Genomic DNA, 16,628 nt, shown 5'->3' on the forward strand with positions numbered 1-16,628 from the left:
AACGAAGGTGACTGGGTCGTCATCGCCAGCCGCGCCGGGCAGACCGTGCTGCGTGCGCGGATCACCGAACGGGTCGCCCCGGGCGTGGTGTACACCACGTTCCACTTCCCGGAATCGGGGGCCAACGTGATCACCACCGACAACTCCGACTGGGCCACCAACTGTCCGGAGTACAAGGTCACGGCCGTGGAAGTCAGCCGCGTGTATCACCCTTCGGAGTGGCAAAAGCGCTTCCAGGCATTCAGCGAAGAACAGGACCGTTTGCTCAAGGATCGCCGCCACGCCCGTGGTGATAAAGCCGAGGTGCGCCGATGAGTACTGACAATCTGATCAAGATGGCCAACCAGATCGCCCAGTACTTTGCCAGCCAGCCGGATCAGCAACAGGCAGTGCTCAGCGTGCGCAATCATCTGCAGATGTACTGGGCACCGAGCATGCGCAAGGAATTGCTGGCCTGGCAGACGGAGCATAAAGGGGCCGACCTGCACCCGCTGGTGCAGGCGGCGGTGAGTGGAGCGGGTTGGGAGGCTTAGTCGGAAGGAGCCCGGATGAATACCTGTGGGAGCGGGCTTGCTCGCGAAGGCGTCAGTCCAGACAACATTGATGTTGAATGTACTGGCCCCTTCGCGAGCAAGCCCGCTCCCACAGGGTTATGTGTTGGGGTCGAGATTCAGGTTAGCCTTGAAGTGATCGGGGGCTTTCAATGATTCACGGCAGGTGTCGGGAAATCATCGCGGACAGGCCATAGGCGCTCATTTCCTGCACTGAGCGTATCCTGTTCACGACTATCTTCCCTGAGCCCCGGAACCACCATGACCAAAAGCATTCTCTACGCCCTGGGCGCTGCGGCCCTGTTCGGCGCCAGCACGCCCTTGGCCAAGTGGCTAGGCTTGAATGTGTCCCCCCTCCTCCTCGCCGGCCTGCTTTACCTGGGCAGTGGCGTCGGGCTGACGCTAACCCGCCTGATCCGTGATCGTGGCTGGCAGCCGACAGGCCTGACAGCCCCTGAATGGCCATGGTTCATCGGGGCCATTGTGTTCGGTGGGGTTCTGGGGCCGGTTGCATTGATGTTTGGACTGACCCTCACCTCTGGCACCACTGCATCACTGTTACTGAACCTGGAAGCCGTGTTGACCGCACTGATGGCCTGGGTGGTGTTCAGAGAGAACGCAGACCGGCGCATTGTTGCGGGGATGATCGCCATTGTCGCCGGGGGCGTATTGTTGGCGTGGCCTCGTACTTCGGCAGAGGTTCATGGCTGGTTGGGGCCTGTCGCGGTGGCGCTGGCCTGTTTTTGCTGGGCCATTGATAACAACCTCACCCGTAAGGTGTCTGCGTCGGATGCGTTGTTTATTGCCGGCACCAAAGGGTTGGTAGCTGGGGTCGTCAATTGCGCACTGGGAATCGCGCTGGGCATGCACCTGCCAGCTTGGTCGCTGCTTGGGCCAACCCTGCTGGTGGGCTTTCTGGGGTATGGCGTGAGTCTGGTGCTGTTCGTCCTGGCGTTGCGGGGGCTTGGTACGGCGCGCACCGGGGCTTACTTTTCTACGGCGCCGTTCCTGGGAGCCGCGATAGCGATCCTGTTTTTCGGTGAAGCCGTAACGTGGGTGTTTTGGATCGCTGCCGGCCTGATGGGGCTTGGGGTCTGGATTCATCTGACCGAGAGTCACTCACACGAGCATCGGCACGAACCGCAAATCCATGACCACAAACACGTCCATGATGAGCATCATCAGCATGAACACGACTTTGAGTGGAATGGTGAGCAACCCCATAGCCATGTGCACCAACACTCACCGATCGTCCACAGTCATCCGCACTTTCCCGACATCCATCACCGACACTCGCATTGAGCCCCGGAGGCTGTGGCCATCACGTCCTTACTCGACGTCCTTCTGCCGTGACGCCGTCACCGTCACTTCAATCGCCCGGACACTGATCGCCGCGAATGTCGCCGTCATCAGTACCCCATTGAAACCCAGCAGGATCGCCAGTACCCGTGACACGGCCAGCTTGGGCACCAGTTCTCCGTAGCCGATGGTCAGGCCGGTCACAAAGGCGAAGTAGACGCCGTCATACGGGCTCCACCCTTCCAGGTGGGCGATGATGAGGCCGAACGCAATGATCACCAACAGCAGTATCGAGAAGATCGGCCACACCACTTTGAAGTAGAACCAGACGGCCTTGTAGAACTCGTGGCGGACGTTTGATGCACGGGCAAGGTTCATGTCGTGGGCTTCCTGGGGTTTGACTGGTGCACAGCGGTTCAATACCCCGTTCAGCTTGGCACAAGCGCTGAAAACTGCGACCAACGGGGCGTTATCTCTGGCCAGGACTATGACAAAGATGACGCCAACCGGGCTATCCGAAAACCGCCCGCTGCTGGATTCCTGTAGGAGCGAGCCTGCTCGCGATGGTCGTTAACGATTACGCGGGTTTCCTGGTTAAACGCAGCGCTCTCTAGTCCATCGCGAGCAGGCTCGCTCCTACAAGGTTTCTGGCTTTATCCCTCAGTTCGCTTCCGTTTCCCGGATCAGCTTCTTGTTGATCTTGCCAACACTGGTCTTGGGGATTTCGGCGACGAACTTGAACTGCTTGGGGATCGCCCATTTGTTGATGCGGCCGCCGTCGACGAAGGCTTGCAGGTGCGTCTCGAGGATCTTGCGGTCCAGGTACTGCCCCGGCTCGCACACCACCATGGCCATGGGCCGTTCGCCCCACTGCTCATCGACGATGCCCACCACCGCGACGGACATCACGCCCGGGTGTTCGCTGATCAGGCTTTCCAGTTCCAGGGAGCTGATCCACTCGCCGCCGGTCTTGATCACGTCCTTGATGCGGTCCTTGATTTCCACGCCGCCCTGTTGGTCGATCGAGGCCATGTCGCCGGTGTGCAGCCAGCCGTTGTGCCACAGCTCCGCGCCTTTGTCCGGGGCTTTCAGATAACCCTGGGTCAGCCACGGCGCGCGCACCACGATCTCGCCCAGGGACTCGCCGTCATGGGCCACGTCGTTGCCTTCGGCGTCGATGATCTTCAGGTCGACCAGCGGCACCGGTGTGCCGGTCTTGATGCGGATCGGCAGTTGCGCTTCGGTGGATAGCCGAAGGTCCTCGTCGCGCAGGTAGGTCAGGCACAACAACGGGCAGGTTTCCGACATGCCGTAGCCGGCGTGCACCGCCATGCCTTTGGCGCTGGCTTCACTGGCGATGCCGAGGGTCAGCGCACTGCCGCCGAGGAGCATTTTCCAGCCGTCGAAACGGGTCGCCTTGCCTTCCTCGCAGTTGAGGATCATCTGCAGGATGGTCGGCACGCAGTGGGAGAAGGTCACCTTCTCTTCGCGGTACAGCTTCACCAGGCTGTTGGGTTCGTAGCGGCCGGGGTAGACCTGCTTGATGCCCATCAAGGTCGCGACATACGGCACGCCCCACGCATGCACGTGGAACATCGGCGTGATCGGCATGTACACATCGTCGGAACGCAGCAGCGGCTGGCCCTGATAGACGCCCAGGGTGCCGACGGCATTCAGGGTGTGCAGCACCAGTTGCCGGTGGCTGAAGTACACGCCTTTCGGGTCGCCGGTGGTGCCGGTGGTGTAGAACAGCGTGGCCACCGAGTTCTCGTCGAAATCCGGGAAGTCGTACTGGTCCGGGGCCAGGGACAGCAACTGCTCGTACTCACCGAGCACCGGAAGCGACGTTGCGGTCGCCTCGTCATCGGTGAGCTGCAGGTAGCCTTTTACCGTTTCCAGCCGTCCGTGGATCTGTTCGACCAGGGGCAGGAAGTCGTCATGCACCAGCACCAGGTCATCCTCGGCGTGGTTCATGGTGAACAGCACCTGCTCCGGCGACAGACGAATGTTCACCGTGTGCAGCACCGCGCCGATCATCGGCACGGCGAAGAAGCATTCCAGGTAGCGGTGGCTGTCCCAGTCGAGCAAGGCCACGGTGTCACCGGCCTTGACCCCGGCCGCCGTCAGCGCATTGGCCAGGCGGCGGATGCGCTGGTTGAGCGTCTGGTAGCTGTAGCGCAGTTTGTCGGCGTAGACGATTTCCCGGCCCGGCTCGTAACGCACGCCGGACAGCAGCAATTGCTTGATCAGCAAGGGATAGGCATAAGCGCCGTCGGCGGGCGGGATTATTTTTGTTTTCAGCATGGTTGGAGTTCCTTGTCCTTCGATCAGAACTGATCGGCTTTCAGCTCGTAGAGGCAGTCACTACCGGCCTTGACCGATGCGCTCAACGAGTGGATACGCGGCAGCAACCGGGCGAAGTAGAAACGCGCGGTGGCCAGTTTGCTGGTGTAGAAGTCGTCTTCGGCATCCCCGCTGATGACGGCCTTGGCCATCCGCGCCCACATGTAGGCGTAGGCGGTGTAGCCAAACACGTGCAGGTACTCGACCGAGGCCGCGCCGATTTCATTCGGGTTGCCCTGGGCCCGGTCCAGCAGCCACGCGGTCAGTTCGTCGAGGGTATCCACGGCAGCATTCAGCGGCTTGGTGAACTCGTCGAGGTCCGCAGCGGCGTTAGCGGTAAAGTTGCGGATTTCCGAGGCGAACAAGCGGTAGAGCGCCCCGCCGCTGCCGACGATCTTGCGCCCGGCCAGGTCCAGGGACTGGATGCCGTTGGTGCCTTCGTAGATCTGCGTGATGCGCACGTCGCGCACCAGTTGCTCCTGGCCCCACTCGCGGATGTAGCCGTGGCCGCCGAAGACCATCTGACCGTGCAAGGTGGTTTCCAGGCCCATGTCGGTGAGGAACGCCTTGGCCACCGGGGTCAGCAGCGCCACCAATTCCTGCGCGCGATTGCGCGTGACTTCGTCTTCGCTGTACCTGGCCGTGTCCAGTTGCAACGCGACGTAGCTGGAGAACGCACGGCCGCCTTCGTTCAAGGCTTTCATGGTCAACAGCATGCGGCGCACGTCAGGGTGCACGATGATCGGGTCGGCGGCCTTGTCCTTGTTCTGCGCACCGGTCGGTGCACGGCTTTGCAGACGGTCGCGGGCGTAGGCGACGGCGTTCTGATAGGAACGCTCGCCCTGGGCCAGGCCCTGGATGCCCACACCCAGACGCTCGTAGTTCATCATGGTGAACATCGCCGCCAGGCCTTTGTTCGGCGCGTCGACGATCCAGCCGGTGGCGCCATCGAAGTTCATCACGCAAGTAGCAGAGGCCTTGATGCCCATCTTGTGTTCGATGGAGCCACACGACAGCGCATTGTTTTCACCCAGTGAACCGTCGGCATTGACCAGCACCTTGGGCACCAGGAACAGCGAAATGCCCTTCGGCCCCGCCGGTGCGTCCGGCAGGCGCGCCAGTACCAGATGGATGATGTTCTCGGTCAGGTCGTGGTCGCCGCCGGTGATGAAAATCTTGCTGCCGCTGACCTTGTAACTGCCATCGGCCTGGGGTTCGGCCTTGGTGCGAATCAGGCCCAGGTCGGTGCCGGCGTGGGCTTCGGTCAGGCACATCGAACCGGTCCAGGTGCCGGCGTACATGTTCGGCAGATAGCGTTGTTTGAGCTCTTCGCTGGCATGGGCCTTGATCGAAAGGCAGGCACCGGCGGTCAGCATCGGGTACAGGCCGAACGACAGGCTGGCCGAGTTGACCATCTCTTCGACCTGCGCCGAAATCGCCTTGGGCATGCCCATGCCGCCGTACTGCGGATCACCGCCGACACCGACCCAGCCGCCCTCGGCGAAGGCTTGATAGGCCCCGGCAAAACCCTCTGGCGCGGTGACCGAACCATTGCTCCAGGTACAACCCTGTTCGTCGGTGACGCGGTTCAAGGGTGCGATGACTTCGCCAGTGATCTTGCCGGCCTCTTCGAGGATGGCAGCGGCGGTTTCTTCATCGATCACGTCGGCCAGGCCGGGCAAACTGGCCCAGAGCCGGGACACCTGGAAAACCTCGTTGAGTACGAAGCGCATGTCGCGCAGGGGAGCTTTGTATTCAGACATCTTGGCTTACTCGGAAGTGGTCAGGGCATGGGGCATGCCCGGACGTTCAGTGGATTCAGTGTTCTCGGCGGCGGTAGCGGAGCCCGGCTGCGGGGCCCGTTCGCGCAGCAGGAAATACGACAGGGCCGGAATCAGGATCAGCGCACCGAGCATGTTCCACAGGAACATGAAGGTCAGCAGGATGCCCATGTCGGCCTGGAACTTGATCGGCGACCAGACCCAGCACACCACGCCGGCAGCGAGGGTGATGCCCACCAGCCCGACCACCCGGCCGGTAAAGGACACGGCGTTGCGGTAGGCCTGGGACAGCGGCAAGCCCTGGCGCTGGAAGTGCAGTTGCACGCTGAGCAGGTACAGGGCGTAGTCCACGCCGATACCGACGCCGAGGGCGATCACCGGCAGGGTCGCGACTTTCACGCCAATGCCCATGGCCACCATCAAGGCTTCGCAGAGGATCGAGGTCAGTACCAGCGGCAACAGCGCCACCAGCGTGGCCCGCCAGCTGCGGAAGGTGATCAGGCAGAACAGCGTCACCGCCGCGTAGACGTACAGCAGCATGGTGTGATTGGCTTCACGCACCACGATGTTGGTCGCCGCTTCGATACCGGCGCTGCCGGCGGCGAGCAGGAACTGGCGATCGTCGCTGCTGTTTTCTTTGGCGAACTTGTCGGCAATCGCCACCACCGCATCGAGGGTTTCGGCCTTGTGATCCTTGAGGAAAGCGATCACCGGCATCAGCGAGCACTCGGTGTTGAACAGCTCCGGGGAGTTGACCGAGGCTTGCTGCGCGGCGTAGTTGAGCACGTCCTGGTTGCGCTGGATGCTGTTGAGCTTGGGGTTGCCTTCGTAGGTGCCGGCGGTGATCTGCCGTACCGCGTTGACCAAGGACGCGGTGGCCTGCACGCCCGGATACTGTTGCAGTTCCCAGGCCAGGCGGTCGGCGAGCACCAGGGTCTTGTAGTTCAGGCAGCCTTCCGGCGCGGTCTTGATCATCACCGCGAACAGGTCGCTGGACAGCGCGTAGTGCTGGGTGATGTAGGCGTTGTCGCGGTTGTAGCGCGAGTCGGCGCGCAACTCCGGCGCACCGCTTTCCAGGTCACCGATCTTCAGGTTGAGGCTGACCACATAACCGCCAATGCCCATCAACACCGCGACCAGCACGGCGCCTGTGGCCCACTTGGCGGTGGTGAAGCGATCGAGCGCGTCCCACAACCGGCCGAAGCCTTTGTGCTTTTCGGCACGGGTGTCGATTTTCAGCGCGCGCTCGGCGGCCTTGGCGCCGACACCGATATAGGACAGCGCCACCGGCATCAGCAACAGCGAGGTGAAGATCAGCACCGCGACGCCGATGCTGGCGGTGATCGCCAGGTCCTGGATCACCGGGATGTCGATCAGCATCAGCACCGCAAAACCCACGGCATCGGCGAGCAATGCGGTGACGCCGGCAATGAACAGACGGCGGAAGGTGTAGCGCGCGGCGATCAGCTTGTGGGTGCCACGGGCAATGTCCTGCATGATGCCGTTCATCTTCTGCGCGGCGTGGGACACGCCGATGGCGAAGATCAAAAACGGCACCAGCACCGAGTACGGATCGATGGCGTAACCGAGCCAGGCGACGATGCCCAGTTGCCAGACCACCGCGACCAGCGAGCAGCCGACCACCAGCAAGGTGCTGCGCACGCAACGGGTGTAGGCGTAGATGATGGCCAGTGAAGTGACGACGGCCAGGCCGAAGAACATCATCACCTGGATCAGGCCGTCGATCAGGTCGCCCATGAGTTTGGCGAAGCCGATCACCCGCACCTTGTAATGGCCGGTACCTTCCACCCCGGACTTACGCGCAGCGCTGTCGCCGGCGTATTCGATCTTGTCGCGCAACTGCTCTTCGAGCATCTGCGAGAACGCGTGGTAGTTGATGCGCTGGCCACCGGCGGCGGCTTTGTCCAGCAGCGGCACGATCAGCATGGTCGACTTGAAGTCGCTGGCCACCAGACTGCCGACAATGCCGGCGCGGGAAATGTTCTGGCGCAACTGTTCGATCTGTTCAGGCTGCCCTGAATAGGTGTCGGGCATCACCGGGCCACCCTGGAAACCGTCCTCGGTGACTTCGGTCCAGCGCACGGCCGGACTCCACAGCGACTTCATCCAGGCGCGGTCGACGCCCTCGGTGAGGAACAGTTGGTCATTGACCTGCTTGAGTACGTCGAGGTATTCGGGATCGAAAATATCGCCCTGGGTGTTCTCCACCACCACCCGCACCGAATTGCCCAACCCGCGCAGGGAAGCGCGGTTTTCCAGGAAGTTCTGGATGTACGGCTGGCTCTGCGGAATCATTTTTTCGAAGCTGGGGCGCAACTCCAGGCGCGTCGCCGCCATGTAGCCGAGCACCACGGTGGCCAGGGCCATCAGCAGCATGAACAGCGGACGGAAGTTGAACACCAGGCGTTCCAGGCGGTTGCCGGAGCGGTGGTCGAAATCACGCACATCGCGGATCACCGGCATGGCGTCTTGTTTGATGTTGCCCATGTCTGGGTTCTCGCTCTTAGGGTTCGAGGGCTGGATCGGCGGACAGCGTCCGGGCACCACGGCTTCCCGCCAGCACCAGTGCGCCGTCGGTGGACTGGGCAGCACCGGCGACCGGCGTCGGTGCCGGTTGCCGCACCAGATGCATCTGCGCGCCCGTCCCCTGGCTGACCAGCATCTGCCCGCCCTGGGTGAACAAACGATAATTGCCACGGGCATCGATCAGGCCCGCGGTGATGCTGACGTGCAGGCCGCTGTCCAGCGCAGTCCAGCTCTGGCCGCCATCGGTACTGCGCAGCACGTTGCCGCGCAGGCCGTAGACCAGCACTTCACCGGGCTTGCCGAGCACGCCGAAGAAGCTGCCCTGATACGGCGTCGGCACGGCATTGAAGCGTTGGGCGCTGTCGTCCCACTTGAGCAGCAGGCCTTGCTCGCCGGCGATGTACAACGCATCGCCAGTGGAGGCGATGGCGTTGAGGTGAAAGCCCTGCGGGTTGTCGGTGCGGTCCTGGAAGGGCGTCCAGGTCTGGCCGCCGTCGTCGGTGCGCAGGATCAGGTTGAACACGCCGACCACATAGCCGGTTCTTTCGTTGGCGAACCAGACGTCGAGCAGCGGTTTGTCCGCGCCCTGATCGACTAGTCGTTGGCCTTCCATGGCCAACTGGGGCCATTGCTCGTTGCCCGGTTCGGCGCTGGCCAGCGCCGTGTAATGCTTGACCAGCAAGGCGCCGATCTGACGACCGTCGAGTTGCTTCTTCCAGGTCGCGCCGGCGTCGCTGCTGTGCAGCACTACACCGTCGTTACCGACCGCCCAGCCCTGGGCTGGCGTTGAAAAATTCACCGCGGTGAGATCGGCGCTGACCGGCACGGCGGCCTGCTGCCAATGCTGACCGGCATCATCGGAAAACAGAATATGGCCACGCTGGCCGACGGTAATCACACGCCCGCCGGCGCGGGTCATGCCGGACAACGGGCTGTTGATCGCCAAGGCACTGACCCTGGCGGGCAGGTCCAGTACATCGACGTAATCGGCCGCCTGGGTGATGCCCTGCGACAGGCCGAGCACAACACCGAACGCCAAACGCACAATATTATTTTTATACGAACACATGCTGCGTCCTCTTCGGAAAACCGCGTCGAGGCACACTTGCGTGTGCCTGACGGTAAAACCTCACGCCGTGCAGGTCATGTGGGAGCGAGCCTGCTCGCGATGGACGTTAACGATGACGCGTGCTGTCTGGATGCCCGCGTCGCCCTCTGGTCCATCGTCGGAACGCCGCCCGGAGCAAGCTCGCTCCCACAGTGGATCGTGGCTTAGCGAATACCGGCGCCTGCCAGGGATTCCGATGACCACTGGGCCTTGGAGAGCGGCTCGATGTACTTGATGCCGCCGTAAGGACCGACCACACCGTTGATGTTGTACGAACCACCGACCAGGTCGTAGATCATGAAGGGCGTCGAGTCCGGAACCTGCTTGTCATAGCTCTGGCTGAGGAAGGCGAAGGAGCCGCGATAGAGCTGACCACGGGCGTCATATTGATCCGAGGCCAGAGCGGTCCAGCTGTCTTCGTCGAGGTAGAAGCGGCGCTTGGCGTAGATGTGACGGGCACCGGCCTTGAGGTTGCCTTCGACGACCCACACGCGGTGTTTTTCCCAGCGCACGAAGTCCGGCGCGAGGTGGTTGGCGGTGGTCAGCGACTTCGGATCCTGGACGTAGGTCAGCTTGTAGGTGTTGTAGGGCACGATCATTTCCTGCTTGCCCACCAGCTTCCAGTCGTAGCGGTCCAGCGCACCGTTGAACACGAACACGTCATCGTAGGTGCCTGCACCGGCGGTACCCGGGTTAGGCGTGTCGTACGCCAGGCTCGGCGCCAGTTTCACCCGGCGCTGACCCGGCAAGTACTGCCAGGCACGACGCGGCTGTTGCAACGGGTTGGCGGCGTCCTTGAGCATGATCGCCTCGCCGGCACGGCGCGCAGGGCCGGTGTACGCCAGCTTCATCTGGTAGTACACGTCGGCGCTGCTGATCGGCTGCGAGAGGTTTTCATAGATCGGGTAGGAGATGTTCGCCTGCCCGGTGGTTGCCAGGCTCGGCACACCGGCGGAGTCGACGTTCCAGGAGTCGTACTTGGAGCTGATGCTGACGCCCTGGTAGCGCAACAGGAAGTTCCACATCGCTTCGTTGCCCGACTGCGGAATCGGGAACGGAATGCCCGGCAGCACGTTGTCGATGGCCAGGCCACCTTCGAGGGACTTGGCGCCGCTGGCGTTCTTCACGCCGTTGTCCAGAATCGCTTGAGGCAGCGAAACGGTGCGGTGCGTCGGGAACACGTCGACACGGAACGTCGGGAAACGCTTGGCCAGTTCTACCGTGGTTGCCGTGAGCAGGCCCTTGTATTGATCGACGTTCTTGCCGTCGATCACCACCAGCGGCTTTTCACTGGCAAACGGATCCGGGCGCATGCTGTCGCCGGCTTTGAAGCTGGCCGGCGCGGTGGTCAGGCCACCGTTGTAGGCGGGAATGGAGCCATCGGCGTTCCCGGCTTTTTCGGCGCCCACCAGCGTCAGGCTGGTGCCCAGTTTGGCAGCTTCCTGGGCTGAAACAGCGGCCTGTGCCTGGGCGGCAAGGACCATGGCCAGCGAAGCGGCCAACACGGTTTGTACAAATTTCATCTTGTTATTCTCCTGCTTGCATTGAGCAAATCAGTGGTGAATCAGAATGTTGTTTTCATCGTCAGGTACACGGCGCCACGGTCCTCGGTCGTGGCACCACCGCCGGAGAAGGACGAGTAGCCGCCGGCGTAGCAGGCGTAGTTTTCGTTGCCGCTGAAGGCGTTCGGGGTGGAGCCGTCGCCGCCGTTCGGGCCGGTGCTCACGCCGCTGACGTTGCACTTGTCGGTCTGGCCGAAGGAGTCCACGTACTTCAGGTCGACAAAGTATTTGTTGTACACAATGGCGCCGACGCCCACGGCATAGTTGCCGGTGTCCTTGGCACCGCCACCGGAGACCGGCGACACGCCATCGAGACCGACGTTGACGGACATCGGTGCGTTGAGGTCGACACCCGGGAACACCTGGTACCAGGTCGGTGTGAAGTTGACTGCCAGGCCCCAGTTGTCACGGGTCGGCGCGTCGATGCCGCGATAGCTGTCCTTGCCCTTGTAGAGCGCTTCGTTCTTGCTATCGAGCTTGAGCAGGTTGCTGTAGTACAGCTCGGCCAGCACGGTGGCCTGATCGAACACCGGGGTTTTCGGCAGGGTCATCAGACCGTTGAGCGTCCAGTGCAAGGTGTCGCCGGTGGCGCTCATGCTGTCGCCACGGCTCGGGGTGTCGTAGACCACACCGGTGGCGTCCGTACGTGCAGGCAGCAGGCCCAGACCTTGACCCAGGCCCAGCGGGCTGCGGGTACTGACGATCGCCGGGATACTGGCCAGCGGCATGTTGTGGCGAACGTTCAGGTCCGAACCGACGCTGATCCCGCCGACATCCTTGGACAGGCTCAGGCCAAGGATCTTGATGTTGTCGGCATAGGCCAGTTGGTAGGTGGCGGTGTCCAGCGAGTTGAGGGTGTTGATCACCGCAGGCACTTGCCCCGCCGGACGGGTGCCGTTCGGATTGGCCGAGGTGATGCCCCTGGCGTCCAGGTAGGCTTGCGGCAGGATTTCCGAGGTTTCGCGGTAGTAAACGCCGAGGGTGCCATCCAGCCACGCCGGCGACCACTTGGCCATGACGCCCCAGTCGCCGCTGTCATGCGGTGTCAGGTCCTTGCCGCGACGCACATTGGTCAAGGCGTTGCACGGCGCCAGGCCACAACCCAGCGGGCTGCCCGGTACCACGGCGTTGGTGTTGCCCAACAGGAACGATTGCGCGCCGAAGCCGACCAGGTCGGAACCACCGTAATAGGTGCCCGCTTCCGGCAGGCGCGCGGCATCCCAATTGAGGAAATACTGGGCACCCACGGTCAGCTCGGGATTGACGGTGAACGTCATCGACAGCTGGTTACGCGGAACGAACAGTTCCTTGGCTTCGGTACCCGGCGACGCGGCAAGCTTGGCCAGGTCGAGGCCGGACTGGCCATAGCTGACCGAGTGCACCGGGTTGAGAATGGTCTCGCCCCAGAACACGTTGTGCTGGCCGGCCTTGGCGCTGAACATCGACTCCTCGCCCACTTCGGTGCTGTAGAACACGAAGGCATCGAGGATTTCGCCCGAAGGACCGCTGTAGTAGCGCTGGGCATAGTTGCTCAGGTGCGGGCTGCCGTTGCCGACGTTGTCATGGGTGACCCCGGCCAGGCGCGGGTCGTTGGCAATCAGGCCCGAACGCGCATCGTTGCCGTTGACGAACGGGTTGGAATTGGAGCCGGTGTTGTCATAGGCCTTGTCGTACCAGCTGGCGGCGCTGACGCGAAAACCCATGGCGTTCTTGTAGACCACGTCCATTTCGGTCAACAGGTCGACACGGTTGGTGATGTTGGTGCCGGCCTTGCGGAAGTTGTAGTCGCCGTCGTTGTTGTTCGGCGTTCCCAGCATGCGTTTGTCGGCGCTTTCGGTGCGCACGCCATAGTTGTACTTGATGGTGTTATCCACCCGTACGTTCCAGTCCGGATTCCCCGTCTCGATTTCGGCCGCATGGGCCACCGGTACGGTTGCCGCGAGAATGGCCGAGGCGAGCAAGGTGTAGCGTGGAGCGGTGAAGCCGTGACTCTTGTTGTTGTGCATTGCGTTGTCTCCGCCTTTTTGTATTTGTTTTTAGCGCAGCCGCCCTCACGCAAACCTCTTCGTGTTTGCGTTTAAGGAATGAGGGCAAATGCCGGTGGCGTACTGCCAGTCCAGCTCCTTGTACTAGCGGTCCAGCTCCAGGATGAGTGCTTCGGCTTGCGGCCAGTGGCCAAATCCTGCGGCCGGATTGAGGTGACCGACATCGCCCAGATTGAGCAATTCGGCGCCCCAGCCTTCTGCCATGCGGGTGACCGCAGGCAGCGTGGCAAGGTGATCGTTGGTGCTGCCGGCCACGATGCTGCGAAATGGCAGCGGGCCTTGTGGCAGAGGATTCCAGCCCTGGTTACGCAAGATTTCGGAAGATGGATAGTTTGCCGGCCAGACCGCATCGAGGTCCGGTGGCGCGGCCAGCAAAGCGCCCTTGATCGGACGGCTGTAATGCGCAGCCCAGTGCGCGACCATCAGTACGCCGGCACTGTGGGCCACCAGAATCACCGGCCCGTCGATCTGCTCGAGTTCGTGCTGGATGGCCCGCACGCGAGCCATGCAATCGAGCTTGTCGGTCTCCAGCGGCGGGACGCTACGCACGTTGCTCAGCTTGGCTTGCAGCAACGTTTGCCAATGTTCGGCCACGTGCTCGCGCAGACCTGGAACGATCAGAACGGTGGCGGCAGTTTGCAGTTTGTCCACGGTCAACACCTTCGCTTTCTCGATAACTCGACTGGCTGTTTTCGCCAGGGGCTTTTTGTAGGGTCGACATTAAAGAGCGCCCACCCGAAGCGCTTTACATTGGACGTCAGGCACTTTTCTTTTGATGACAAATTGTCGGACACTCGGACGCGTGACCGCCGGTCTAAAAACCCCGCAGGTTGGCGCAGGGTCACTGTAATCAACGGATGAGCGCTGATGACTCCATGCAGCGTAGAAGATGGATGAGCGCACAGCATGAAAACCATCGACGACATGACAACTGTTCAACTGTTGATACGCTGGATATAGTCGCCACGCTCACGCCAATCACCACCGGCACAGGGAAGCCCTCGCATGACCAAGCTTGTTCGCGCCGCCGTCTTGACCAACTACCTTGAGGTCACCCAGTACCTGGGTTTCAACCCGCGCGACGTGCTGGCCGCTGTCGGCCTGAGCAGGGCCCAACTGCAAGCCCCTGAACACCGCATCCAGATCGATGCCGCCGTGCGCCTGCTGGAAGACTCCGCCACCGCCAGCGGTTGCCAGACCTTCGGCCTGAGCATGGCCGAGTCACGCCAGCTCTCGGACTTCGGCGTGGTCAGCCTGTTGCTCAGCCACCAGCGCACCCTGCGTGATGCCTTGCAGGTCGTGGTGGATTACCGACACCTGATGAACGACTCGCTGGCCATCTTCATCGAAGAGGCCGGCAAGATGGTGATCATTCGCGAAGAGGTGGTCACCGAAACACCCATGCCCAGCCGCCAGGCCACGGAACTGGCCATCGGCGTGATGTTCCGGCTGTGCTCGGCCCTGCTGGGCTCACACTGGCATCCCTACAGCGTCAACTTCATGCACCAGGCACCGGACAACCTGCACCTGCACCGCCGGCTGTTTGGCTGCAAACTGGAGTTCGGCAGCGAGTTCAACGGCATCGTCTGCCCCGACATCAGCCTCGACATGACCAACCCCAACGCCGACCCGGCCATGGCCCGCTACGCCCAGAGCTACCTCGACTCGCTGCAGGGCCACGAAGGCACCTCGATGCTGTTCGAAGTACGCAAGGCCATCTACCTGCTGCTGCCCATGGGACGCGCCACCATCGAACAGGTCGCCCAGAGCCAGGGCATGAACGTACGCACCCTGCAACGCCGCCTCAAGGACGACGGCTGCGCCTTCAACGACGTGATCAACGATGTGCGCCGTGATCTGGTGCTGCGTTATCTGGACAACCCGAACTACTCGCTGAGCCGCATTGCCGACATGCTTGGGTATTCGATGGCGAGTTCGTTTACGCGGTGGTTTATCAGTCAGTTCGGGATGCCGCCGGCGACGTGGCGGGCGCAAAAGCAGGGGGCTGCGAAAATGCAGGTGGATGCTGTGGGGCAGGTTGTTCCGAAAGAAACCTGATTCGGTTGGATTACCGATATCCTAAAATTTTTTACTTCGCATCTAAGTCGTTCGCACTTAAGTCGGTCCTCCGCCCTCCTATAGAGAATCAATCATTGGCCAACCAACAGCCGCCATCGTTTGATGTGTGCTTTAGGAACGACTCAAGTTTTGATGTATTTCACGATGATGCCGTTTAAGGATATCTGACCGTTTAAATTTTTCGTTACAGTCCAGCACCGTGCAGCGAAAAGGCCGCGCGTCACTGTGAATGACGCTATGGTTGTTCAACGTACCCAACTGCTTAAACTTTCTGCCACATTTCGTGCATGCATAGAGCCGCTCATCGGTATGCACTTTTAGATGTATGTTAAGGTTCCACTTTGTTTTAAAAGACTTCCTGCAAGTGGGACAGACATGAGGATTTGACACTCCGGATGAAACACCCGACGGACCGGGAACGTGAGCCGACTCTCTATCCTCCCGGCCGGAAGGAGCTGCTTGATCCCCTGTCAAGGCATTTGGCACTCTAGAAACAGGACCTGACGGGCCGGGGACGGGAGGCGCCGGAGTGCCCGTTGTCGGTTGGAACAATTGGGTCTCGTCAATATTATACAAATCCTCCAAGCTGGCAGGCTCTTCTTGATCCCCTATCGGGTCGCCAACTTCGGTAGAGTTAACTGGGGTTCGGGGACCAACAACGTTGGTTTCAATTATGTCTGTCGGTATAGGTGGATTGGTCGTCGTTACAGGTGGACTGGCCGTCGGTTCAGGCAGAGCAAACCCACGTTGACGATCTAAAGAGCGTTCGTACAACACGCCCTGAACACGCGCCGCCGCCGCCCCTGCTGCATCAAGTAACTCACCGCCTTCTTCTACATACTTTGTTTTAAGTACCCTCATCCGCCCGTCACTGTCAGCAAAACTCACCGGCGAATTCCTAACAAAACAGTACAGATTCAACCCATCCACCGCCCCTGCCGGGTCCGGATTGATCCAGCGACTCAACCACGGCGCAAAATAGCGATAACCGTAGTAATACAACCCGGTCGCATCCCGCTCCTTGCCCGAATAACGAAGGGTTTTCCAGGCGCCGCTCTGGCCGCTGTGGTCCTCCCAGGCCGTGCCGCCGAACGGGTAATACGCTTCCCGACTCTGCACGTTGGCGTGATCGTCGAGTTCCAGCGTGCCGGAGCCCAGATGGTCGGTCAGGTGATAACGCAACGCGAACGTCGGCGCCTGCGACCCTTGCAGCCATGTCACCCGATTGCGTCCGGCCTCCAGGTCAAGCACCTGGTGCGTCGGGGTACCGTTGCGAAGGTGGATCTCCAGTCCCGGCAGGTAGCGCACTTCGC

13 protein-coding genes are annotated in these 16,628 nt (G+C 61.5%); 4 read left to right on the forward strand and 9 right to left on the reverse strand.

From position 1 onward, the window contains the following. From PMI26_RS22580 to PMI26_RS22570, 3 genes are all read left to right on the forward strand, one after another. A partial coding sequence (locus tag PMI26_RS22580; protein ID WP_007971951.1) for a molybdopterin dinucleotide binding domain-containing protein occupies positions 1–315 on the forward strand: 315 nt, incomplete at its 5' end. Next, the gene (locus PMI26_RS22575) at positions 312–533 is read left to right on the forward strand and encodes a formate dehydrogenase subunit delta (protein ID WP_007971952.1); all 222 of its coding nucleotides are present in this window, start codon (positions 312–314) and stop codon (positions 531–533) included. The genes PMI26_RS22580 and PMI26_RS22575, both read left to right, overlap by 4 nt. Positions 534–812: 279 nt before the next feature. Beyond that, the gene (locus PMI26_RS22570; protein WP_007971954.1) at positions 813–1,853 is read left to right on the forward strand and encodes a DMT family transporter; all 1,041 of its coding nucleotides are present in this window, start codon (positions 813–815) and stop codon (positions 1,851–1,853) included. Between the two features lie 27 nt (positions 1,854–1,880). Here the strand turns inward: PMI26_RS22570 and PMI26_RS22565 are convergent, their stop codons facing one another. The 8 genes from PMI26_RS22565 to PMI26_RS22530 all read right to left on the reverse strand — a co-directional run bounded on the left by PMI26_RS22565 (position 1,881) and on the right by PMI26_RS22530 (position 13,887). Continuing rightward, positions 1,881–2,228, reverse strand: coding sequence for a potassium channel family protein (locus PMI26_RS22565; RefSeq protein WP_007971956.1), 348 nt, complete (start codon positions 2,226–2,228; stop codon positions 1,881–1,883). Positions 2,229–2,510: 282 nt separating this feature from the next. Beyond that, positions 2,511–4,154, reverse strand: coding sequence for a fatty acid--CoA ligase (locus PMI26_RS22560; protein WP_007971958.1), 1,644 nt, complete (start codon positions 4,152–4,154; stop codon positions 2,511–2,513). Between the two features lie 23 nt (positions 4,155–4,177). Continuing rightward, on the reverse strand, positions 4,178–5,956 hold the full coding sequence (locus PMI26_RS22555; protein WP_007971961.1) for an acyl-CoA dehydrogenase C-terminal domain-containing protein: 1,779 nt from the start codon (positions 5,954–5,956) through the stop codon (positions 4,178–4,180). Between the two features lie 6 nt (positions 5,957–5,962). Further along, entirely contained in the window at positions 5,963–8,482 is a 2,520-nt protein-coding gene (locus tag PMI26_RS22550; protein WP_007971962.1) for an efflux RND transporter permease subunit, read from the reverse strand. Positions 8,483–8,498: 16 nt separating this feature from the next. Continuing rightward, entirely contained in the window at positions 8,499–9,590 is a 1,092-nt protein-coding gene (locus tag PMI26_RS22545) for a WD40/YVTN/BNR-like repeat-containing protein (protein ID WP_007971964.1), read from the reverse strand. Between the two features lie 203 nt (positions 9,591–9,793). After that, on the reverse strand, positions 9,794–11,152 hold the full coding sequence (locus PMI26_RS22540) for a DUF1329 domain-containing protein (protein WP_007971965.1): 1,359 nt from the start codon (positions 11,150–11,152) through the stop codon (positions 9,794–9,796). A 41-nt stretch (positions 11,153–11,193) separates the two neighbouring features. After that, positions 11,194–13,197 (reverse strand): DUF1302 domain-containing protein, encoded by a 2,004-nt coding sequence (locus PMI26_RS22535; protein WP_007971967.1) that lies wholly within the window; start codon positions 13,195–13,197, stop codon positions 11,194–11,196. Between the two features lie 123 nt (positions 13,198–13,320). After that, entirely contained in the window at positions 13,321–13,887 is a 567-nt protein-coding gene (locus tag PMI26_RS22530; protein ID WP_033047552.1) for an RBBP9/YdeN family alpha/beta hydrolase, read from the reverse strand. Between the two features lie 354 nt (positions 13,888–14,241). Here PMI26_RS22530 and PMI26_RS22525 point away from each other — a divergent pair, with 354 nt between their 5' ends. After that, positions 14,242–15,294: an AraC family transcriptional regulator gene (locus PMI26_RS22525; protein ID WP_007971971.1), complete on the forward strand. Its 1,053-nt coding sequence runs from the start codon at positions 14,242–14,244 to the stop codon at positions 15,292–15,294. A gap of 132 nt (positions 15,295–15,426) precedes the next feature. On the opposite strand, the gene PMI26_RS31520 is transcribed toward PMI26_RS22525, so the two are convergent. Beyond that, positions 15,427–16,628 (reverse strand): RHS repeat-associated core domain-containing protein (locus PMI26_RS31520; RefSeq protein WP_007971972.1); only part of this gene is annotated, 1,202 nt, incomplete at its 5' end.

The sequence above is a fragment of the Pseudomonas sp. GM33 genome, assembly GCF_000282295.1.
Lineage (GTDB): Bacteria > Pseudomonadota > Gammaproteobacteria > Pseudomonadales > Pseudomonadaceae > Aquipseudomonas > Aquipseudomonas laurylsulfatiphila.